This is a genomic window from Pseudomonas putida (genome assembly GCF_002906855.1).
Classification (GTDB): Bacteria; Pseudomonadota; Gammaproteobacteria; order Pseudomonadales; family Pseudomonadaceae; genus Aquipseudomonas; species Aquipseudomonas putida_N.
This window is the reverse complement of record NZ_MINI01000038.1, coordinates 316,453-337,151: the sequence shown is the minus strand read 5'-3', so window position 1 is coordinate 337,151 and position 20,699 is coordinate 316,453. Positions and strand designations below refer to the sequence as shown.

At 63.2% G+C, this 20,699-nt stretch carries 20 protein-coding genes; 9 read left to right on the top strand and 11 right to left on the bottom strand.

The window, feature by feature from the left end:
• Nucleotides 1–191 precede the first annotated feature (191 nt).
• Nucleotides 192–2,201 (top strand): DNA helicase Rep, encoded by a 2,010-nt coding sequence (gene rep / locus BGP85_RS14050; RefSeq protein WP_103448495.1) that lies wholly within the window; start codon nt 192–194, stop codon nt 2,199–2,201.
• Between the two features lie 65 nt (nt 2,202–2,266).
• Complete coding sequence (locus BGP85_RS14045; protein ID WP_003253535.1) at nt 2,267–2,839, top strand: xanthine phosphoribosyltransferase; 573 nt, start codon at nt 2,267–2,269, stop codon at nt 2,837–2,839.
• A 124-nt stretch (nt 2,840–2,963) separates the two neighbouring features.
• Here BGP85_RS14045 and BGP85_RS14040 read toward each other — a convergent pair whose 3' ends face one another.
• The 5 genes from BGP85_RS14040 to dadA all read right to left on the bottom strand — a co-directional run bounded on the left by BGP85_RS14040 (nt 2,964) and on the right by dadA (nt 8,701).
• Nucleotides 2,964–4,823: an acetyl-CoA hydrolase/transferase C-terminal domain-containing protein gene (locus BGP85_RS14040; protein ID WP_103448494.1), complete on the bottom strand. Its 1,860-nt coding sequence runs from the start codon at nt 4,821–4,823 to the stop codon at nt 2,964–2,966.
• Nucleotides 4,824–4,962: 139 nt separating this feature from the next.
• Nucleotides 4,963–5,385 (bottom strand): c-type cytochrome, encoded by a 423-nt coding sequence (locus tag BGP85_RS14035; RefSeq protein WP_027917003.1) that lies wholly within the window; start codon nt 5,383–5,385, stop codon nt 4,963–4,965.
• A 136-nt stretch (nt 5,386–5,521) separates the two neighbouring features.
• The gene (locus BGP85_RS14030) at nt 5,522–6,070 is read right to left on the bottom strand and encodes a cupin domain-containing protein (protein WP_027917004.1); all 549 of its coding nucleotides are present in this window, start codon (nt 6,068–6,070) and stop codon (nt 5,522–5,524) included.
• A 110-nt stretch (nt 6,071–6,180) separates the two neighbouring features.
• Nucleotides 6,181–7,254, bottom strand: a complete 1,074-nt coding sequence (gene alr, locus BGP85_RS14025; protein ID WP_103448493.1) for an alanine racemase — start codon at nt 7,252–7,254, stop codon at nt 6,181–6,183.
• 142 nt (nt 7,255–7,396) lie between these two features.
• On the bottom strand, nt 7,397–8,701 hold the full coding sequence (dadA, locus tag BGP85_RS14020) for a D-amino acid dehydrogenase (RefSeq protein ID WP_103448492.1): 1,305 nt from the start codon (nt 8,699–8,701) through the stop codon (nt 7,397–7,399).
• Between the two features lie 153 nt (nt 8,702–8,854).
• Here dadA and dadR point away from each other — a divergent pair, with 153 nt between their 5' ends.
• Nucleotides 8,855–9,343, top strand: coding sequence for a transcriptional regulator DadR (gene dadR / locus BGP85_RS14015; protein ID WP_003258963.1), 489 nt, complete (start codon nt 8,855–8,857; stop codon nt 9,341–9,343).
• 2 nt (nt 9,344–9,345) lie between these two features.
• Here the strand turns inward: dadR and BGP85_RS14010 are convergent, their stop codons facing one another.
• On the bottom strand, nt 9,346–9,699 hold the full coding sequence (locus BGP85_RS14010; protein ID WP_103448491.1) for a YkgJ family cysteine cluster protein: 354 nt from the start codon (nt 9,697–9,699) through the stop codon (nt 9,346–9,348).
• A gap of 103 nt (nt 9,700–9,802) precedes the next feature.
• Between BGP85_RS14010 and BGP85_RS14005 the strand changes: the two genes are divergently transcribed.
• On the top strand, nt 9,803–11,095 hold the full coding sequence (locus tag BGP85_RS14005) for an NAD(P)/FAD-dependent oxidoreductase (protein ID WP_103448490.1): 1,293 nt from the start codon (nt 9,803–9,805) through the stop codon (nt 11,093–11,095).
• A gap of 12 nt (nt 11,096–11,107) precedes the next feature.
• Here BGP85_RS14005 and BGP85_RS14000 read toward each other — a convergent pair whose 3' ends face one another.
• Complete coding sequence (locus BGP85_RS14000; RefSeq protein ID WP_103448489.1) at nt 11,108–11,338, bottom strand: DUF1127 domain-containing protein; 231 nt, start codon at nt 11,336–11,338, stop codon at nt 11,108–11,110.
• Nucleotides 11,339–11,517: 179 nt separating this feature from the next.
• On the opposite strand from BGP85_RS14000, the gene BGP85_RS13995 reads away from it, so the two are divergent.
• Together BGP85_RS13995 and BGP85_RS13990 are read left to right on the top strand one after the other, a co-directional pair.
• Nucleotides 11,518–12,948: an aminotransferase-like domain-containing protein gene (locus BGP85_RS13995; protein WP_103448488.1), complete on the top strand. Its 1,431-nt coding sequence runs from the start codon at nt 11,518–11,520 to the stop codon at nt 12,946–12,948.
• 60 nt (nt 12,949–13,008) lie between these two features.
• Complete coding sequence (locus BGP85_RS13990; protein ID WP_103448487.1) at nt 13,009–14,565, top strand: phospholipase D family protein; 1,557 nt, start codon at nt 13,009–13,011, stop codon at nt 14,563–14,565.
• Between the two features lie 2 nt (nt 14,566–14,567).
• Here BGP85_RS13990 and BGP85_RS13985 read toward each other — a convergent pair whose 3' ends face one another.
• Entirely contained in the window at nt 14,568–15,707 is a 1,140-nt protein-coding gene (locus tag BGP85_RS13985; protein ID WP_103448486.1) for an MFS transporter, read from the bottom strand.
• Nucleotides 15,708–15,810: 103 nt separating this feature from the next.
• Nucleotides 15,811–17,304: an aldehyde dehydrogenase gene (locus BGP85_RS13980; protein ID WP_103448485.1), complete on the bottom strand. Its 1,494-nt coding sequence runs from the start codon at nt 17,302–17,304 to the stop codon at nt 15,811–15,813.
• Between the two features lie 196 nt (nt 17,305–17,500).
• Here BGP85_RS13980 and BGP85_RS13975 point away from each other — a divergent pair, with 196 nt between their 5' ends.
• Together BGP85_RS13975 and BGP85_RS13970 are read left to right on the top strand one after the other, a co-directional pair.
• Nucleotides 17,501–17,860 (top strand): cupin domain-containing protein, encoded by a 360-nt coding sequence (locus BGP85_RS13975; RefSeq protein ID WP_103448484.1) that lies wholly within the window; start codon nt 17,501–17,503, stop codon nt 17,858–17,860.
• Nucleotides 17,861–17,943: 83 nt separating this feature from the next.
• The gene (locus BGP85_RS13970; protein ID WP_103448483.1) at nt 17,944–18,147 is read left to right on the top strand and encodes a hypothetical protein; all 204 of its coding nucleotides are present in this window, start codon (nt 17,944–17,946) and stop codon (nt 18,145–18,147) included.
• 66 nt (nt 18,148–18,213) lie between these two features.
• Here the strand turns inward: BGP85_RS13970 and rpmG are convergent, their stop codons facing one another.
• A complete protein-coding gene (gene rpmG, locus BGP85_RS13965) occupies nt 18,214–18,369 on the bottom strand; it encodes a 50S ribosomal protein L33 (RefSeq protein ID WP_003253507.1) in 156 nt (51 codons plus the stop codon).
• Between the two features lie 11 nt (nt 18,370–18,380).
• Nucleotides 18,381–18,617 carry a 50S ribosomal protein L28 gene (gene rpmB, locus BGP85_RS13960; RefSeq protein WP_003253504.1) on the bottom strand — a complete coding sequence of 79 codons (237 nt, stop codon included), beginning with the start codon at nt 18,615–18,617 and terminating at the stop codon, nt 18,381–18,383.
• A gap of 361 nt (nt 18,618–18,978) precedes the next feature.
• Here rpmB and BGP85_RS13955 point away from each other — a divergent pair, with 361 nt between their 5' ends.
• On the top strand, nt 18,979–20,568 hold the full coding sequence (locus BGP85_RS13955) for an ABC transporter substrate-binding protein (protein WP_103448482.1): 1,590 nt from the start codon (nt 18,979–18,981) through the stop codon (nt 20,566–20,568).
• The last annotated feature ends 131 nt before the right edge of the window (nt 20,569–20,699 follow it).

Genomic DNA, 20,699 nt, shown 5'->3' with positions numbered 1-20,699 from the left:
GTCGCATTTTGACGTGCATCCTGCGCGAAAGTCGGCAAACCAGCAATTACGATTTTTCCGGTGAATAGCATTAGTTTCACTAATGCTTCCCCCCGAACAAAAGTCTGACTCAAACGTCAGACGGTCGCGCCACAAGTGGCCCATGCCTGTTAGAATGCGCGGCTATTTTCTGGCGACCCCCGGTTTCTAGCATGTCCCGACTCAATCCCCGGCAACAGGAAGCCCGTGACTACGTCGGCGGCCCTCTATTGGTGCTCGCCGGTGCTGGCTCGGGCAAGACCAGCGTGATCACGCGCAAGATTGCCCACCTCATCCAGAACTGCGGCATCCGTGCCCAGTACATCGTGGCGATGACCTTCACCAACAAGGCCGCCCGCGAGATGAAGGAGCGGGTCGCCACCCTGCTGCGTCCGGGGGAAGGCCGGGGCCTGACGGTGTGTACCTTCCACAATCTGGGCCTGAACATCATCCGCAAGGAGCACGGGCGCCTGGGCTACAAGCCGGGCTTCTCGATCTTCGATGAGTCCGACATCAAGGCGCTGCTGTCGGACATCATGCAGAAGGAGTACTCCGGCGACGACGGCATCGACGAGATCAAGAACATGATCGGTGCCTGGAAAAACGACCTGATCCTGCCCGCCGAAGCCCTGGAAAAGGCGCGCAACCCGCGCGAGCAGACCGCCGCCATCGTCTACACCCACTACCAGCGCACGCTCAAGGCGTTCAACGCGGTGGACTTCGACGACCTGATCCTGCTGCCGGTCAAGCTGTTCCAGGAGCACCCCGACGTGCTCGAACGCTGGCAGAACCGCGTGCGCTACCTGCTGGTGGACGAATACCAGGACACCAACGCCAGCCAGTACCTGCTGGTGAAGATGCTGATCGGCATGCGTAACCAGTTCACCGTGGTGGGCGATGACGACCAGTCGATCTACGCCTGGCGTGGCGCACGCCCAGAGAACCTGATGCTGCTCAAGGAGGACTACCCCTCCCTGAAGATCGTCATGCTCGAACAGAACTACCGCTCCACCAGCCGCATCCTGCGCTGCGCCAACGTGCTTATTGCGAACAACCCGCATGCATTCGAAAAGCAGCTGTGGAGCGAGATGGGTGTGGGCGACGAGATCCGCGTGATCCGCTGCAAGAACGAGGAAGCCGAGGCCGAACGCGTGGCCATGGAAATCCTCACCTTGCACCTGCGCACCAACCGCCCGTACAGCGACTTCGCCATCCTCTACCGCGGCAACTACCAGGCCAAGCTGATCGAACTGAAGCTGCAGCACCACCAAGTGCCGTATCGCCTGTCGGGCGGCAACAGCTTCTTCGGCCGCCAGGAGGTCAAGGACCTCATGGCCTACCTGCGCCTGTTGGTGAACCCGGACGACGACAACGCCTACCTGCGGGTGATCAACGTACCGCGCCGGGAAATCGGCTCGACCACCCTGGAAAAGCTCGGCAATTATTCCACCGAGCGCGGCATCTCGATGTACGCCGCCAGCGAGGAGCTGGGCCTGGGTGAGCACCTGGACGCCCGCTACACCGAGCGCCTGCAGCGCTTCAAGCACTGGCTCGACGGCGTACGCCACAAGGTCGCCCTGGAAGACCCGATTGCCGCGCTGCACGAGATGATCCGCGACATCGACTACGAGAACTGGATTCGCCAGCAGACCGCCAGCGACAAGGCTGCGGAGTTTCGCATCAGCAACGTCTGGTTCCTGGTCGAAGCGCTGAAGAACACCCTCGAGAAGGACGAAGAGGGTGACATGACCATCGAGGACGCCATCGGCAAGCTGGTGCTGCGCGACATGCTCGAGCGCCAGCAGGAAGAGGAAGAAAACGCCGAAGGTGTACAGATGATGACCCTGCACGCCTCCAAGGGCCTGGAATTCCCTTACGTGTTCATCATGGGCATGGAGGAGGAAATCCTCCCCCACCGCTCCAGCATCGAGGCCGACACCATCGAAGAGGAACGCCGCCTGGCCTACGTGGGCATCACCCGCGCGCGCCAGACCCTGGCCTTCACCTTCGCCGCCAAGCGCAAGCAGTACGGTGAGATCATCGACTGCACGCCGAGCCGGTTCCTCGATGAATTGCCACCGGACGACCTGGCCTGGGAAGGCCTGGACGACGCGCCGGTCGAGGTGAAGGCCGCTCGCGGCAACAACGCCCTGGCCGATATCCGGGCGATGCTCAAACGCTGATCAACCCTTATTCTTTAAATCTGCCGCTTTCAGCGGCCACCTTTGTTACATCGAGGAATACCACAGTGGAAGCACTGCATCAGAAGATTCGCGAAGAAGGCATCGTGCTTTCCGACCAGGTTCTCAAAGTCGACGCGTTTCTCAACCACCAGATCGACCCGGCGCTGATGCAGCTGATCGGTGACGAGTTCGCCCGCCTGTTCGCCGATGCTGGCGTGACCAAGATCGTCACCATCGAAGCCTCGGGCATCGCCCCGGCGGTGATGACCGGCCTGAAGCTGGGCGTACCGGTGATTTTCGCGCGCAAGCACCAGTCGCTGACCCTGACCGAGAACCTGCTGACCGCCTCGGTGTACTCCTTCACCAAGCAGACCGAGAACACCGTGGCCATCTCGCCGCGCCATCTCAACAGCAGCGACCGCGTGCTGGTGATCGACGACTTCCTGGCCAACGGCAAGGCGTCGCAGGCGCTGATCTCGATCATCAAGCAGGCCGGTGCCACCGTTGCCGGCCTGGGCATCGTCATCGAGAAGTCGTTCCAGGGCGGCCGTGCCGAGCTGGACAGCCAGGGCTACCGCGTTGAATCGCTGGCCCGGGTGAAGTCGCTGGAAGGTGGTGTGGTCAGCTTCATCGAGTAACCGCGTCGCCTGCTTCGCGGGCGGTCCGACGCCTCGGCAAGCCCGCTCCTACAGGAGATCGCGTTCCCCTGTAGAAGCGGGCTTGCCGAGGCGTCGGACCGCCCGCGAATGCCCCAGCACCGATCTAACGCGCTGCCGCCAACCCCGCCAGCAGCAACCGCTGGTACAGCTCCTCTTTCAACCCCTGCGGCCGATCCAGCTGCATCCGCGCCAGGTGCGCCTCATACCCTTCCGGCCCCGGCGCCTCCAGTGCTGCCTTGCCCAGCTCCAACACTTCGCTCAGCTTGAACTTGCTCTTCAACCAGTTCAGCGCCCGCAACAGATCGCGTTCTTCTGCCGTGAAATCCGTGCCCAGCGGATACTCGGGGAACAGTCGCGCATGCCGCGCCTTGATCGCTTCCAGCCGCTCAGGCGTATTGTCAGTAAACCGCGCATCCAGCTGAAAGTCCCTGGCCAGCTTGCCGGCACGCTTGGCCTGCTCCATCAACTCGCCCTGAAAGCGCGAATCACTCACCGCCAGCAACCGTGCAATCACCTCGCTGTCGGTCTGCCCACGCAAATCGGCAATGCCGTACTCGGTCACCACGATATCGCGCAGGTGCCGGGGAATGGTGCAGTGGCCGTATTGCCAGAAGAGGTTGGACGTCACTTCACCGCCCGATTCGCGCCAGCTGCGCAGCAGCAGGATCGAGCGCCCTCCTTCCAGCGCATGGCCTTGGGCAACGAAGTTGTATTGCCCGCCGACCCCGCTGAGTACGCGCCCGTCCTCCAGCTGGTCGGCCACCCCGGCGCCGAGCAGGGTCATGCCGAACACCGTGTTGACGAAGCGCGCATGGCGGCGCTGGCGGCGCTTGAAGTCTTCCTGGCCGTACAGTTCGTTGATGAAGCTGATGCGGGTCATGGCGAACCGGGCACGCTGCTCCAGCGGCATCTCGCGTAGACGCTGGTAGAACGCCTGCGGGCCGAGGAAGAACCCACCGTGCACCAGAACGCCCTGCTCGTCCGCCGGGCGCCGCACCACACCGGCCTCGGCCAGCGCCAGCAGGCCGTTGACGAACATTTCACTGCACCCGTACAGGCCCTGAGCAAAGGCATCCAGCCCCCCTTCCCGCTCGATCAGCGCTTGCCACGCGCCGACATCCAGTTCGCCGAGCAAGGCGCGATACCCTTCGTTGTCACCCTGGCGCGCCAGCAACGCGGCCGCCAGCGCATCCCCCATGGCGCCGATGCCAATCTGCAGGGTGCCGCCGTCGCGCACCAGCGAACTTGCGTGCAAACCGATGCAGTGGTCCTGGGTGGTAACCGGCATGTTCGGGGTAGAGAACAGCCGGCGCTGCTCCGCTTCGTCGATCAACAGGTCGAACGCGTCGATCGGCAGTTCGGCATCGCCCGGCATGTAGGGCAGTTCGGTATGCACCTGCCCGAGCATGAGGATGGTTTCACCTGCCGCCCGCCGCTTGGCGATCATCGGCTGCAGGTCGAGGGTGATGTCGGGGTTGCAGGCCAGGCTCAGGTGGACAGGCTTCTCCGGCGTGGCGGCGACCAACTGGGCGACCAGGTTCAGGCCCTTGGCGTTGATGTCGCGAGCGGCATGGCTGTAGTTGCTGCTGATGTAATCCTGCTGGGCAGTTTCGCTGTGCAGCAGGCTGCCGGGTTGCATGAAGAACTGCTCGACACGGATGTTCGGCGGCAGACAGTCGTTGCGCAAGTCGGCGAGGTAGGTGAGTTCTTCGTAGTCGGCGAACACGCGCTCGATGAAGGGCTCGAGGAAGCGCCTTTGCAGGCCGTCGCCCAAGGGTGGCCGGCCCAGGGATAACGCCGTGTAGATTGTCAGGCTCCGCTCCGGCAATTCGCGCACGCGGGCGTACAGCGCGTTGACGAAGGCGTTGGGCTTGCCCAGGCCCAGCGGCAGGCCCATGTGTATATGGGCTGGCAGGCGGGAGAGGACCTGCTCGACGGCCTGGTCGATGGAGCAAAGGTGCATCGTGGCCTCCTGAATCATCCATGGGGTCAGGGGTTGGACATGGCGCTAGTGGGTTGGTTGCCCCGCGAAAGGGCCGGCACAGACTACACAAATACAAAGCCCGCCAAAGAAGGCGGGCCTTGTGCAATTCATCTATGGCTCAGAGCCCGGACATCTTCTTGATGGCCCCTTTCAGGTCATCGTCCGAGCAGTCCGCGCAGGTGCCCTTCGGCGGCATGGCGTTCAGGCCGGTAATGGCCTTGGCCAACAGCCCGTCCACGCCACCCTGCTCGTCAGCGCGCTTCTTCCACGCTGCCCCGTCGCCAATCTTCGGCGCCCCCAGCAAGCCGGTACCGTGGCAGGCGTTGCAATGCTTGGCAATCACGTCATCCGGGGTCTTGGCTCCGCCACCGCCTGCTGCGGCTGCCACTTCCATACCCTTGCATTCCTGGCCCTGCACACACACCTGGCCCACCGGCTCAAGGCGTTTGGCGAGCTCGTCGTTGGTCGCTGCGGTTGCGCTCATTGCCCAAAGGGCGAATACGGCTGCTGGTACGGCCAGCATCTTCTTGATTTGGTTCACGCGAACACCCTCATGGTGGCTAATCACGCCCGCGGCCACGGTAATGCGAGCGTTGAAAAGTATAGCGGGAACCCGGAAACCGTGAAACGACCCCACTCAGGAAAGGGGTATTGCCGAAGCAATGCACTGCGCTGGATCAAAAGTTCGACGGTGTCGCCGCACTGATCAGCCGCGCTGGCGCGTCGAACGGATTGCGGAAACGGTGCGGACGGGTGCTTTCGAAGTAGTAGCTGTCGCCCGCCTCAAGGATGAAGATCTCGTTGCCCACCACCAGTTCGAGCTTGCCTTCGAGCAGGATGCCGGTTTCTTCACCATCGTGGGTGAGCATCTCGGCGCCGGTATCGGCACCGGGTGGATAAACCTCGGTCAGGAAGGCGATGGCGCGGTTGGGGTGCGACTTGCCCACCAGCTTCATGGTCACCGCACCGTCGGAGATGTCGATCAGCTCGTGGGCCTTGTAGACAATCTGCGCGGGGCTTTCGGCCTCCAGCTCGACCGAAAAGAATTCGACCATCGACATGGGAATGCCGCTGAGGACCTTGCGCAGCGAGCTGATCGAGGGGCTGACGCTGTTCTTCTCGATCATCGAGATGGTGCTGTTGGTCACCCCCGCGCGCTTGGCGAGTTCCCGCTGGGACAGGCCCTTGAGCTTGCGGATGGCTTGCAGTCGTTCGCCGACGTCCAAAGCTGGAGCCTCCTGAAACGGTGAGATGGCGGGGTATATGTGAACGATATCATGGCAATGCCGTTCAGTATTTACAACACACCGCCCCTCATGCTGTCCGCTTCGGCGCCTTATTCGCCGTAATAGTCCAGCGGCACGCGTTTCAAGTTGCAGAAGATCTGGTAGGGAATGCTCCCGGCCTGCATCGCCACATCACTGGCCAGCACCTGCTTGCCCCACAGCTCGACCGGGCTGCCGACGGTGGCCTCGGGCACGTCGGTGAGGTCGATGCAGAGCATGTCCATCGACACACGGCCAATCAGCTGGCTGCGCTTGCCGGCAACCATCACCGGTGTGCCGGTGGGCGCATGGCGCGGGTAGCCGTCGGCGTAGCCCATGGCGACCACGCCAACGCGGGTCGGGCGCGGACTGACGAACTTGGCACCGTAGCCCACCGGCTCACCGGTAGGCAGCTCGCGCACACTGATGACCCGCGATTGCAGGGTCATCACCGGCTGCAGGCGCGCAGCCTGGGGCTGGTCGGCTTCGAAGGGGCTGGCGCCGTACAGCATGATGCCTGGGCGCACCCAGTCGCTCGGGGCCTGCGGCCAGGCCAGCACACCGGGCGAGTTGCGCAGGCTGCATTCGGCAGCCAGGCCTTCACGGGCGGCGTTGAACACGGCGATCTGCTGCTCGGTGGCGTCGGCCTCCGGCTCGTCGGCGCGGGCAAAGTGGCTCATCAGCACGATGCGCGAAACCTTGCCGCTGGCCAGCAGGCGCTGGTAGGCGTCGTGGTAGTCCTTGGGGTGCAGGCCGACACGGTGCATGCCGCTGTCGAGCTTGAGCCAGATGGTCAGCGGCTTGTGCACCTGGGTCTGCTCGATGGCTTCGAGCTGCCACAGCGAATGCACCACGCACCACAGGTCGTGCTCGGCGATCAGCGCCAGCTCGCTGGCTTCGAAGAAACCTTCGAGCAGCAATACCGGGGCCTTGATGCCGGCCGCGCGCAACTCCAGCGCTTCTTCGATGCAGGCCACGGCAAAGCCATCGGCTTCGGGCTCCAGGGCCAGGGCGCAACGCACGGCACCGTGGCCGTAGGCGTCAGCCTTGACCACGGCGAGGGCCTTGGCACCGGACAGTTCACGGGCCAGACGGTAGTTGTGGCGGAGGGCTTGCAGGTCGATCAGGGCGCGGGCGGGTCGCATGGCGGCTGCCTTATGGTGGTTCACAAGTTGAAAACGGTGTTGGGTCTTTCGCGGGGCAAGCCCGCTCCTACAGGTTTCACACAGGGCGACGCGGGCCCTGTAGGAGCGGGCTTGCCCCGCGAAGGGGCCAGTACAGGCGACCTTACTGCTGGTGGGCAGGCGCGGCCTGACCGTGCTTGGCGACTTCCGGGCTGTTGCCATACCGGGAGATGTCCAGGCCTTCGGCACTGATCTGCGGCTTCTTGCGCGCAATCAGGTCGGCCAGCAAGCGGCCAGAACCGCACGCCATGGTCCAGCCCAGCGTACCGTGGCCGGTGTTGAGGAACAGGTTGCGGAACGCGGTGGCACCCACGATCGGCGTACCGTCCGGGGTCGCCGGGCGCAGGCCGGTCCAGAAACTGGCCTCGCTCAGGTCGCCGCCGCGAGGATAAAGGTCGTTGACGATCATCTCCAGCGTTTCGCGCCGACGCGGGTTCAGCGACAGGTCAAAACCGGCGATTTCAGCCATGCCGCCAACGCGGATGCGGTTGTCGAAACGGGTGATCGCGACCTTGTAAGTCTCGTCGAGAATGGTCGAGGTCGGCGCCATGTCGGCATTGGTGATCGGCACGGTCAGCGAGTAACCCTTGAGCGGATACACCGGGGCCTTGATGCCCAGGGGCTTGAGCATCTGCGGTGAGTAGCTGCCCAGGGCCAGCACGTAGCGGTCGGCGGTTTCCAGCTTGCCGTCGATCCACACACCATTAATGCGGTCACCGGCGAAGTCCAGGCGCTGGATGTCCTGGCCGAAGCGGAACTCCACACCCAGCTTCACCGCCATTTCGGCGAGCTTGGTGGTGAACAGCTGGCAGTCGCCGGTCTGGTCGTTGGGCAGGCGCAGGGCGCCAGCGAGGATGTCTTTCACCCCGGCCAGGGCCGGTTCCACACGGGCAATACCATCACGGTCGAGCAGCTCGTAAGGCACGCCGGACTGTTCGAGCACGGCGATATCCTTGGCCGCGGCGTCAACCTGGGCTTGGGTGCGGAACAGCTGGGTAGTACCCAGGCTCCGGTTCTCGTAGGCAATACCGGTTTCGGCGCGCAGTTCGTCGAGGCAGTCACGGCTGTACTCGGACAGGCGCACCATGCGCTCTTTGTTCACTGCGTAGCGACTGGCGGTGCAGTTGCGCAGCATCTGCGCCATCCACAGGTACTGGTCGACATCACCGGTCAGTTTGATGGCCAGGGGCGCGTGGCGCTCCAGCAACCACTTGATGGCTTTCAGCGGCACACCGGGGGCGGCCCAGGGCGAGGCATAGCCGGGCGAGATCTGGCCTGCGTTGGCAAAGCTGGTTTCCAGGGCCACTGCCGGCTGGCGGTCGACCACGGTCACCTCAAAGCCTTGCCGGGCCAGATAATAGGCACTGGCGGTACCAATCACACCGCTACCTAGTACCAATACTCGCATCGTTCATCCCTCGCGCGCGGCGCACCGCTATTTTGTTGATATGGCATGGATGCGCGCAGTATAAGAATCTGAGCCCAGTGCAATTCACTATATAAAAGCCTATTATTGGCGAGAATTCTCGGCAAAATCGCCTTTCACGGAGGGGCATCCCCTATGAGAACCCAGCACCAGAGCAAGCGTGAACTGGACAAGATCGACCGTAACATCCTGCGCATTCTGCAGAATGACGGGCGTATTTCCTTCACCGAACTGGGCGAGAAAGTTGGGCTTTCCACCACGCCTTGCACCGAGCGCGTGCGCCGCCTGGAGCGCGAGGGCATCATCATGGGCTACAACGCCCGGCTGAATCCGCAGCACCTCAAGGGCAGCCTGCTGGTGTTCGTGGAAATCAGCCTGGACTACAAGTCCGGCGACACTTTCGAGGAGTTCCGCCGTGCGGTGCTCAAGCTGCCCCATGTGCTGGAATGCCATCTGGTATCCGGCGACTTCGACTACTTGGTGAAAGCGCGCATTTCCGAAATGGCCTCATACCGCAAGCTGCTCGGCGACATCCTGCTGAAGCTGCCACACGTGCGCGAGTCGAAGAGCTACATCGTGATGGAAGAGGTGAAAGAGAGCCTCTGCCTGCCGATCCCTGACTGAGGCTAGACCAGCACCTGGCGCGTGCTGGCGATGAACTGGTGGACCAGCTGTTCGGCTTCGGGCTCGATCATCGGGTCCGGGCCTCGGCCACGCGGGCAGGCCATGCGCGGCGTGGTGCCGAACAGGCGGCAGATCATCGGCCGTTCTTCATAGACGGTGCAGCCGTTGGGGCCCAGGTGCACGCAGTTCAGGTGCTCCAGCGCGGCCTCCTGTTCGGCCTGGGTCTTGCGCGGCAGGCGGGCCATCTCCTCCGATGAGGTGGTCACCGGGCCGCAGCAGTCATGACAGCCGGGCTCGCATTCGAACGAAGGAATGAGCTCGCGCAGGAAGTGGATCTTGTGACGGTTGCAGGACATGGCTGGGTACAAGATTGAAAGTGAAATCCGGTTTGAATTATAGGGCCAATTACCAAGCCACGGCTTATCCTCCTACAACCAAAATCGCCACAGGACCTCGCTCATGATTCACAGCGCGCAGCACGCCGCCTCCTACTACGCCGCCAGCAGCGCGCCCCACCCGGACCATTCCTACCTGCAAGGCGAACACAGCGCCGACGTGTGTATCGTCGGTGGTGGCTACTCGGGCCTGAACACCGCCATCGAACTGGCCGAGCGCGGCTTCTCGGTGATCCTCCTGGAAGCACGCAAGCTCGGCTGGGGCGCCAGCGGGCGCAATGGCGGCCAGCTGATTCGCGGCGTCGGCCACGGCCTGGAGCAGTTTCTCCCGGTGCTCGGCGAAGAAGGCGTACGCAGCCTGAGGCTAATGGGCCTGGAAGCCGTGCAGATCGTTCGCGAACGGGTCGAGCGCCATGCCATCGCCTGCGACCTGACTTGGGGCTACTGTGACCTGGCCAACAAACCCAGCGAGCTGAAGGGCTTTGCCGAGGATGCCGATGAACTGCACAGCCTGGGCTACCGCCACGAACTGCGCCTGGTCGGCAAGGACGACATGCACAGCGTGGTGGGTTCCGACCGCTACGTCGGCGGCCTGATCGACATGGGTTCGGGCCACCTGCACCCGCTCAACCTGGCCCTGGGTGAAGCGGCCGTGGCCAGCCACCTGGGCGCAAAGCTGTTCGAGCAGTCCGAGGTCACGCGCATCGACTACGGCCCTGAAGTCCAGGTGCACACCGCCCAGGGCCGGGTGCGCGCCAAGACCCTGGTGCTGTGCCGCAATGCCTACCATAACGACCTCAACCGTGAGCTGGGCGGCAAGGTGCTGCCCGCCGGTAGCTACATCATTGCCACCGAGCCGCTGGACGAAGAACGCGCCCATCAGTTGCTACCGCAGAACATGGCCGTGTGCGACCAGCGTGTGGCGCTGGACTACTACCGCCTGTCGGCCGACCGCCGCCTGTTGTTCGGCGGTGCCTGCCACTATTCCGGGCGCGACCCGAAGGACATCGCCGCCTACATGCGGCCGAAGATGCTCAAGGTGTTCCCGCAGCTGGCGGATGTGCGCATCGATTATCAGTGGGGCGGCATGATCGGCATCGGCGCCAACCGCCTGCCACAGGTCGGCCGCCTGGCCAGCCAGCCTAACGTCTACTACGCCCAGGCCTATGCGGGCCACGGCCTCAACGCCACCCACCTGGCCGCGCGCCTGTTGGGTGAAGCGATCAGCGGCCAGGAAAGCGGGCGCTTCGACCTGTTCGCCAAGGTGCCGCATGTCACCTTCCCCGGCGGCAAGCACCTGCGCTCGCCAGTACTGGCCCTGGGGATGCTCTGGCATCGGCTCAAAGAGCTGGTCTGAGGCCTTGGATTGCTAGTCTCTCCAGAAGGGTTTGCGCCCCTCGGTATGTGCCTGCTCCCAGCTCAGGCCGATGTCCCGCAGCTGGTGATCATCCAGCTGCAGCAGGGCTCGGCGGGTGTGCCAGCGATGCAGCATCAGCCCCCAACGCCCGAGCCCTACCGGTGCGTTGAAAACCTTGGTCTGCTGCCCGGCGTCCAGTTCCTTGGCCAACAGTTGCAAGCGCACATCGCTCATGCCACCCATCGCTGCTCTCTCCCATTCAGTGTGTAACCGTGGAGAAAGCATGCGCGACGACAAGTGTGGCAATACAGATCCAATACTGGCTTATTATTCCCATACAGAATTGGTCGTCTGACGCCTGAATGCTGTATTTTCAACGCAACTGTACTGGTCGCTTCCTACAAGAAGCGTAGGAGTATGCCGTGACCCTCTACCTGAACCTCGCCGAGCTGCTCGGTGCGCGCATCGAACAGGGCCTCTACCGCCCCGGCCAACGCCTGCCATCGGTGCGCGCCCTCAGCGTGGAGCACGGTGTCAGCCTGAGTACCGTGCAGCAGGCCTACCGCATGCTCGAAGACAGCGGCATGGTCTCGCCACGGCCCAAGTCCGGCTACTTCGTCAGCGACCACCGCCACCTCCCTGCCCTGCCCGCGGTCAGCCGCCCGGCCCAACGCCCGGTGGATATCTCGCAATGGGAGCAGGTACTGGAACTGTTACGCAGCACCCCGCGCCAGGATGTGATCCAGCTCGGCCGCGGCATGCCCGACATCGACAGCCCGACCCTCAAGCCGCTGCTGCGCAGCCTCGCCCAACTGAGCCGGCGCCAGGACATGCCCGGCCTGTACTACGACAACATCCATGGCAACCTGGCCCTGCGCGAGCAGATCGCCCGGCTGATGCTCGACTCCGGCTGCCGCCTGGGGCCGGCCGACCTGGTGGTAACCACGGGCTGCCATGAGGCGCTGTCGTGCAGCATCCGTGCAGTGTGCGAGCCGGGCGATATCGTCGCGGTCGACTCGCCAAGCTTCCACGGCGCCATGCAGACCCTCAAAGGCCTGGGCATGAAGGCCCTGGAAATTCCTACCGACCCGGTCACCGGCATCAGCCTCGAAGCCCTGGAACTGGCGCTCGAGCAATGGCCGATCAAGCTCATCCAGATCACCCCGAGCTGCAACAACCCGCTCGGCTACATCATGCCCGAAGCCCGCAAGAAAGCCCTGCTGAGCCTGGCCCAGCGCTACGATGTGGCGATCCTTGAAGACGACGTGTATGGCGACCTGGCCTACACCTACCCGCGCCCGCGCACCCTCAAATCGTTCGACGACGACGGCCGTGTGCTGCTGTGCAGTTCGTTTTCCAAGACCCTCGCCCCTGGCCTGCGCATCGGCTGGGTCGCCCCCGGCCGCTACCTGGAGCGGGTGCTGCACATGAAATACATCAGCACCGGCAGCACTGCCAGCCAGCCGCAACTGGCGATCGCCGACTTCATCGCCGCTGGCCACTACCAGCCCCATGTGCGACGCATGCGCAGCCAGTACCAGCGTGGCCGCGATCTGATGAGCGACTGGGTAACCCGCTATTTCCCGCCCGGTACCCGGGTCAGCCGGCCGCAAGGCGGCTTCATGCTGTGGGTGGAGTTGCCCGAAGATTTCGACACGCTACGCCTGAACCGCGCTTTACTGGAGCAGGGTGTGCAGATCGCCGTGGGCAGCATCTTCTCGGCCTCGGGCAAGTTCCGGCATTGCCTGCGCATGAATTTCGCCGCGCGGCCAACACCGGAGATCGAAGCGGCCGTGCGCAAGGTTGGTGAAACCGCCCTTCGTCTAGTGGCTGAAGGCAACGTCGAGGCGTAACTTTGCGCCGCCTTTCGTAGTCCAACCCCTTAGTGCTTTGCCGTACAGGACGATTCACCCTTGAGACTCCAGCGAGCCTTGTCTCTGCTGCTGGTGCTGCTGCTCGGCCTCAATGGCTGCGCCAGCATCGGCACGCCCCACGAAACCAGCCAGGCCCTGCCCGCCAGCGAGTCGGCATTCGGCCGCTCGGTGTTGCGCCAGGCCGCGTCCTATAACGGGCGTTCGGGTTTTCGCCTGCTGCCCAACAGCAACGAGGCCTTCCGTGCCCGCGCCGAGCTGATTCGCAACGCCCAGGCGAGCATCGACCTGCAGTACTACATTGTCCACGATGGCTTGAGCACCCGCGCCCTGGTGCACGAACTGCTGCGTGCAGCCGACCGCGGCGTACGCGTGCGCATCCTGCTCGACGACACCACCAGCGATGGCCTGGACACCATCATGGGTACCCTCGATGCCCACCCGAACATCGAGATCCGCGTGTTCAATCCGTTGCACCTTGGGCGCAGCACAGGCGTGACGCGTGCAGTCGGCCGCCTGTTCAACCTGTCGCGCCAGCACCGTCGCATGCATAACAAGTTGTTCCTGGTAGACAACAGCATGGCCATCGTCGGCGGGCGCAACCTGGGTGACGAGTACTTCGATGCCGAACCCAACCTCAACTTCACCGACATTGACCTGCTTGGCGTCGGCCCGGTGGCCGAACAACTGGGGCACAGCTTCGACCAGTACTGGAACAGCGCCCTGAGCCGGCCGATCACCGACTTCCTCTGGCATGCCCCGGATGCCGATGACCTGCGCGCCAGCCGCCAGCGTCTGGAAGTGTCCCTGGCCCAGGCGCGGGTACAGCGCAAGGCGCTGTATGACCGGCTCATGTCCTACCAGACGCAACCGCGCCTGGATACGTGGCGCAACGAACTGATCTGGGCCCACGCCCAGGCACTGTGGGATGCGCCGAGCAAGGTATTGGCCGATGATGAGCCGGACCCGCAACTGCTGATGAGCCAGCAACTGGCACCGGACCTGGCCAACGTGCAACGCGAGCTGATTTTGATGTCGGCCTATTTCGTGCCGGGTGAGCCGGGTTTGCTGTACCTGACCGGCCGGGCCGACGCCGGGGCTTCGGTCAAGTTGCTGACCAACTCGCTGGAAGCCACCGACGTGCCGGCGGTACACGGCGGTTATGCACCCTATCGCCGCGCGCTGCTCGAGCACGGCGTGCAGCTGTTCGAATTGCGTCGTCAGCCAGGCGCCCCGCCCCCTGCGCGCCTGAGCTTCCATGGCAGCAGCTCGGACTCGAGCCTGCACACCAAGGCCATCGTGTTCGACCGCCGCAAGACCTTTATCGGCTCGTTCAACTTCGACCCTCGCTCGGTGCTGTGGAACACCGAGGTTGGCGTGCTGGTGGACAGCCCGGAGCTGGCCGAATACACCCGCGAGCTGGCCCAGCAGGGTATGGCGCCAGCGTTGAGTTACCAGGTCAAGCTGGTGGGCGACAAGCTGGTCTGGGCCACTGAGGACAATGGCCAACGGCACATGCTGACATCAGAACCAGGCGGCCTCTGGCGACGCTTCAATGCCTGGATCAGCAAGGCCGTTGGCCTGGAGAAAATGCTCTAGGCTCAGGCCGAGGCAGGCTCGAATGCTCCGCGCCTGCGGGTCAGCACCACCAGGCCGGCTGCCCCCGCAGCCATCAGCCACAGCAGCGCATGCCCGCTGATCCACTGGCTCCCCGCGCCGGCCAGCAACGGCCCGAGCAGGCAACCGATACCCCATAGCTGCGCCACATGAGCATTGGCCCGCACCAGGGCGTCATCGCGATAGCGCTCGCCGATCAATATCAGCGACAAGGTGAACAAACCACCGGCACTGGCACCGAACAGCACCCACAGGGGCCAGATCGCGGGTGTGTCCAACAACAACGGAATCGCCAGGCTGGAAACCATCAAGGTCACCGCACAGCCGGTGAACAGAGCCTGCCGCGACATGTGGTCGGCCAAGGCGCCGATCGGCAACTGCAGCACCGCATCGCCCACCACCACGGTGCTGACCATGAACAGGGCGACCTCGGTGCTGAAGCCCTGCTCCAGGCAATACACCGGCAGCAAGGTAAGAATCATCGCCTCGAAGGCGGCAAACAGGGCGACAGCCCAGGCAATCACCGGCAAGCGGCGGCAGAAGGCGAACAGGTCGCCGAAGGTCACGCTGCAGGCTTCGGTGCTGGGTGCGCCACCACGCCCGAGCAGCAGCAAGGGTGCCAGCAGCAACAGCCCGGTCGCGGCCCAGAAACCGAAGTCATCGCCGGAACCGAGGAAACCCAGCACCAACGGCCCGGCCAGCTGGCTCAGGGCGTAGCTGCTGCCGTACAGCGCCACCAGGCGACCGCGCCATTGTTCGACCACCAACTGGTTGATCCAGCTCTCGCCAAGGATGAACACCACGGTCAGCGACATGCCTATGAGCAGGCGCAGGGCCAGCCACAACGGGTAGCTTGGGAGCAGCGCCACCAGGCCAATGGACAGCGCCCCACCCCAAAGGCACAGGCGCATCGCCGAGGGCACGCCGACCCAGCCGGCCAGGCGGCTGGCCAAGCTGGCCCCGAGCAGCACGCCCAGCGCCGGCATGGCCGCCATCACGCCGATGGCGAACCCACCGTAGCCCCAAGCCTCAAGGCGCAGAGACACCAGCGGCATGCTCACACCGAGCGCGAGCCCGACACTGAGCACCGACGCCAGCACGGCAAAATAGGTTCCCCAACGCATTGCAGCCTCCCAGGCAGAATTCTTGAATGGCAGAAACGACGAAGCCGGGGCGGTATGAGCCGCCCCGGCCATTGTTGGGGCCGCTAGGCGGCCCCCACTGGAATTACAGCTTGATCCAGGTCGCCTTCAGCTCGGTGTACTTCTCCAGTGCATGCAGCGACTTGTCGCGGCCGTTGCCCGACTGCTTGAAGCCACCGAACGGCGCGGTCATGTCGCCGCCGTCGTACTGGTTGACCCAGACGCTGCCAGCGCGCACGGCACGGGCGGTCTTGTGGGCCTTGGAGATGTCCGAGGTCCAGATGCCAGCGGCCAGGCCATACGGGGTGTCGTTGGCGATGGCGATGGCTTCTTCGGCGGTGTCGAAGGCGATCACCGACAGCACTGGGCCGAAGATTTCTTCCTGGGCGATCTTCATGGCGTTGGTCACGCCGTCGAAGATGGTTGGCTCGACGTAGGTGCCACCGGTTTCTTCCAGGGTGCGCTTGCCGCCGGCCAGCAGCTTGGCGCCGTCCTTGTGGCCGGCGTCGATGTACGACAGCACGGTGTTCATCTGCTGGGTGTCGACCAGGGCACCGACGGTAGTCTGTGGGTCCAGCGGGTTGCCTGGCTTCCAGCCTTTGAGGGCCTCGACCACCATTGGCAGGAACTTGTCCTTGATCGAACGCTCGACCAGCAGACGGGAACCAGCGGTGCAGACTTCGCCCTGGTTGAAGGCGATGGCGCTGGCCGCAGCTTCAGCGGCGGCTTGCAGGTCCGGGGCGTCGGCGAAGACGATGTTCGGGCTCTTGCCGCCGGCTTCCAGCCAGATGCGCTTCATGTTCGACTCGCCAGCGTAGACCATCAGCTGCTTGGCGATCTTGGTCGAACCGGTGAACACCAGGGTGTCGACGTCCATGTGCAGGGCCAGGGCCTTGCCCACGGTGTGGCCATAGCCTGGCAGCACGTTCAGCACGCCAGCCGGGATACCGGCTTCGATGGCCAGCTGGGCGATGCGGATGGCGGTCAGCGGGGATTTCTCGGACGGCTTGAGCACCAGCGAGTTACCGGTAGCCAGGGCCGGAGCGATTTTCCAGCAGGCCATCAGCAGCGGGAAGTTCCACGGCACGATGGCACCGACCACACCCACCGGCTCACGGGTCACCAGGCCAAGCTGGTCGTGTGGCGTAGGGGCGACTTCGTCGTAGACTTTGTCGATGGCTTCGGCGGTCCAGTGAATGGCTTGCGCCGCGCCCGGCACGTCGATGCTGGAGGAGTCGCCGATCGGCTTGCCCATGTCCAGGGTTTCCAGCAGCGCCAGCTCTTCGACGTTCTTGCGCAGCAGGTCGGCAAAGCGGATCAGCTTGGCCTTGCGCTTGGCTGGGGCCAGTTGCGACCAGACGCCGGAATTGAAAGTGGCGCGTGCATTTTCCACGGCGCGGTTGGCGTCGGCCAGGTCGCAGCTGGCAACCTTGGCCAGGAAGCGTCCGTCGACCGGGCTCAGGCAGTCGAATGTTTCACCGGATGCGGCGTCGGTGTATTCGCCGTTGATGAAGGCGCGGCCTTCGATCTTCAGTTGCTGGGCACGTTGTTCCCAGTCCGCACGAGTCAGGGTGGTCATACGAAACTCCTCCTCTTGTTTAGGTGCAACGCCGCACTGAGGACTCACTGGCGTTGTCAGAATGCTGGCCGGGCGACGAGCGCACACGGGCAAGCGATACCCTAAACCAGGCGGGGTAAAGTATCAATATATTTGACACGAACAGCCTAAAAGCCTACTGATGTGCATTTTATTAAACAACAAAAGGAGCCGCACCATGAGCATCGACAGCATCATCGACTTCGCCCAGGTTCTCACCGAGGCCGAACGCTACCGCCCTGCGGCGGAAAAAATTCTCAAGGGCGAGCCGGACCAGGCTGTCTACAACCACTATTCCAGCCCATGCGGGCAGTTTGCCGCAGGTGTCTGGGAAGGTGAGGTGGGGCAATGGACGGTGAGCTACACCGAGCATGAATATTGCGAGATCGTGCAGGGTGTGTCGGTGCTGCGCGACCAGGAAGGTGGGGCCAAGACCCTGCGTGCCGGTGATCGGTTTGTCATCCCGGCAGGCTTCAAGGGCACCTGGGAAGTGCTGGAGCCTTGCCGCAAGATCTATGTGATGTTCGAGCAGAAGTAATTATGTAACGCCGACGCCTTCATCGGCTGCGTGAGGATGATCCCGCCCGCATCGGGCCATTCTCACGCAAAAGGAAGCTCATCATGAACAACGACGAAGTGTTGCAAGCTCTCTCCCACCTGGTCGGTACGCCCTACGAGCCGTCGGTGAAAAGCACCATCACCGAAATCACTGGCCGCCCTCGCGTCGTAGGGCCTAACGAAATGAGTACAAAAGAATACGACATCAACCGGATTCACATCCGCACCGATGCCAACCAGCTGATCCAGGGCTTCAGCTTCAATTGATCTTGCCGCAGGCATAAAAAAACCCGCGTCCTTTCGGATGCGGGTTTTTTTCAGGTCGCCGATCAATTACTTGATCTTGGCTTCCTTGTACACCACGTGCTTGCGAACAACCGGATCGTATTTCTTGATCTCGATTTTGTCCGGGGTGGTGCGCTTGTTCTTGTCGGTGGTGTAGAAGTGGCCGGTACCGGCACTCGAAACCAGACGGATCAATTCACGCATGATGTTCTCCCTTAAACCTTGGCGCCAGCTTTACGGATATCAACCAGAACGGCGTCGATGCCGCGCTTGTCGATGATACGCATGCCTTTGGCGGATACGCGCAGACGCACGAAACGCTTCTCGGATTCAACCCAGAAACGGTGGTGCTGCAGGTTCGGCAGGAAACGACGACGGGTTTTGTTGTTTGCGTGGGAAATGTTGTTCCCGGTTACTGGACCCTTACCAGTAACTTGACAGACTCTCGACATGACTCAGCCCTCTAAAACCACATGCCCAACCCGGCATGGGTTGGCCGCTTAATCTCTCAGTCTTTGGCGCCAGGCGCCGTGATTCTGGAGGTCTTATCGACCGGATCCGCTGATGCGACAGGCCGAGCCCCTAGAAAAGAGCGCTGCTTTATACCAGAAAGACTACGCCGCAACAACAGAAGATGAGCATTCGTGTGCTGCAAATAGCGCGCGAGCAGCATAGCGACTCGCCCGCCGCGCTGTCGACCGCTCGTCGCCAAGCGACTGAAAAAGAAGGTGGTCATTTCCGAAAACGCGCACTAGGGTAGGACTTTTCCAGACTGCGCCGGCAGATGGGCCACTGACCAGCCAAGGAGCCACGATGCGTGCTGCCGCCCTTTCCTTATTGTTCACCTCCCTGATCGCCGCGGGCGTTGCCCAGGCCACGCCGCTGAGCATCTGCACCGAGGCCAGCCCTGAAGGCTTCGACGTGGTCCAGTACAACTCGCTGACCACCACCAACGCCTCGGCCGACGTGCTGATGAACCGCCTGGTCGAGTTTGACGTGGGCCAGGGCAAGGTGGTGCCCAGCCTGGCACAGAGCTGGACGGTGTCGGCCGATGGCCTGACGTACGACTTCAAGCTGCGCGACGGGGTGAAGTTCCATACCACGCCGTACTTCAAACCCACCCGCGAACTGAACGCCGACGACGTGCTGTTCAGTTTCCAGCGCATGCTCTACCCCGCCCACGCCTGGCACAAGACCGCGCCGGGCGGTTACCCGCATGCCCAGTCGCTGCAACTGGGCAGCTTGATAAAGACTATCGAGGCGCCCGAGCCGAACTCCGTGCGCTTCACCCTGACCCACGCCGATGCCACCTTCCTGGCCACCCTGAGTATGGGCTTTGCCTCGATCTACTCGGCCGAGTATGCCGACAAGCTGATGAAGGACGGCACCCCGGAGAAGCTCAACAGCCAGCCTATCGGCACCGGTCCGTTCGTCTTCCAGCGCTTCCAGAAAGACGCAGTGGTGCGATATCGCGCCAACCCGGATTACTTCGACGGCAAGCCTGCGGTCGACCCGCTGATCTTCGCCATCACTACCGACGCCAACGTGCGCCTGCAGAAGCTCAAGCGCAACGAATGCCAGGTGGCCCTGTCGCCCAAGCCGGTGGACATCACGGAAGCCGGCAAGGACGGAAATCTCAAGGTCGCCACCACGCCGGCGTTCATGACCGCCTTTGTCGCCATCAACAGCGAACACGCGCCGCTGGACAAGCCTGAAGTACGCCAGGCGATCAACCTGGCCTTCGACAAGCAGGCCTACCTCAAGGCAGTGTTCGAAGACACCGCCACCGCCGCCAACGGCCCCTACCCGCCCACCACCTGGAGCTACGCCAAGGACTTGCCCGGCTACCCGCTGGACCTGACCAAGGCCAAGGCATTACTGGCCAAGGCAGGCCTGGCCGATGGTTTCAGCACGACCATCTGGACCCGTCCGTCGGGTAGCCTGCTCAACCCCAATCCGAGCCTGGGGGCACAGATGCTTCAGGCCGACCTGGCGAAGATCGGCATCAAGGCGGAAATCCGCGTGATCGAGTGGGGCGAGCTGATCCGCCGGGCCAAGGCGGGTGAGCATGACCTGCTGTTCATGGGCTGGGCCGGTGACAACGGCGATCCGGACAATTTCCTCAGCCCGCAGTTTTCCTGCGCGGCGGTAAAGTCGGGGACCAACTTCGCACGGTTCTGCGATGACCGCCTGGACCAGCTGATCAGTGCCGGGCGCACCACCACTGACCAGAGCGTGCGCAGCCGGCTGTACCAGCAGGCACAAACCCTGATTCAGCAGCAGGCGCTGTGGGTGCCGCTGGCGCATCCGACGGCGGCGACGCTGTTGCGCCAAGGGGTCGAGGGGTATCAGGTGAGCCCGTTCGGGCGGCTGGACTTCAGCAAGGTCTCGGCTACTCGCTAAACCTGCACCGGCCCTTTCGCGGGACAAGCCCGCTCCTACAGGAATCGCGGCACTTGAACTGCGCCCCTGATGTTGGACAAAAAATCCAACCTCAGGGGCGTTTTACGTGAGCAAGCACACCAAGCAGTTCA

Excerpts from the sequence above, each read along its gene's own strand:
- BGP85_RS13955 (WP_103448482.1), top strand. The coding sequence starts at position 18,979 with ATGCGTGCTGCCGCCCTTTCCTTATTGTTCACCTCCCTGATCGCCGCG.
- BGP85_RS13980 (WP_103448485.1), bottom strand. The coding sequence starts at position 17,304 with ATGACCACCCTGACTCGTGCGGACTGGGAACAACGTGCCCAGCAACTG.
- BGP85_RS13985 (WP_103448486.1), bottom strand. The coding sequence starts at position 15,707 with ATGCGTTGGGGAACCTATTTTGCCGTGCTGGCGTCGGTGCTCAGTGTC.
- alr (WP_103448493.1), bottom strand. The coding sequence starts at position 7,254 with ATGCGACCCGCCCGCGCCCTGATCGACCTGCAAGCCCTCCGCCACAAC.
- dadA (WP_103448492.1), bottom strand. The coding sequence starts at position 8,701 with ATGCGAGTATTGGTACTAGGTAGCGGTGTGATTGGTACCGCCAGTGCC.
- rpmG (WP_003253507.1), bottom strand. The coding sequence starts at position 18,369 with ATGCGTGAATTGATCCGTCTGGTTTCGAGTGCCGGTACCGGCCACTTC.
- BGP85_RS13975 (WP_103448484.1), top strand. The coding sequence starts at position 17,501 with ATGAGCATCGACAGCATCATCGACTTCGCCCAGGTTCTCACCGAGGCC.
- BGP85_RS14010 (WP_103448491.1), bottom strand. The coding sequence starts at position 9,699 with ATGTCCTGCAACCGTCACAAGATCCACTTCCTGCGCGAGCTCATTCCT.
- dadR (WP_003258963.1), top strand. The coding sequence starts at position 8,855 with ATGAGAACCCAGCACCAGAGCAAGCGTGAACTGGACAAGATCGACCGT.
- BGP85_RS14005 (WP_103448490.1), top strand. The coding sequence starts at position 9,803 with ATGATTCACAGCGCGCAGCACGCCGCCTCCTACTACGCCGCCAGCAGC.
- rep (WP_103448495.1), top strand. The coding sequence starts at position 192 with ATGTCCCGACTCAATCCCCGGCAACAGGAAGCCCGTGACTACGTCGGC.
- rpmB (WP_003253504.1), bottom strand. The coding sequence starts at position 18,617 with ATGTCGAGAGTCTGTCAAGTTACTGGTAAGGGTCCAGTAACCGGGAAC.
- BGP85_RS13970 (WP_103448483.1), top strand. The coding sequence starts at position 17,944 with ATGAACAACGACGAAGTGTTGCAAGCTCTCTCCCACCTGGTCGGTACG.
- BGP85_RS14000 (WP_103448489.1), bottom strand. The coding sequence starts at position 11,338 with ATGGGTGGCATGAGCGATGTGCGCTTGCAACTGTTGGCCAAGGAACTG.
- BGP85_RS14040 (WP_103448494.1), bottom strand. The coding sequence starts at position 4,823 with ATGCACCTTTGCTCCATCGACCAGGCCGTCGAGCAGGTCCTCTCCCGC.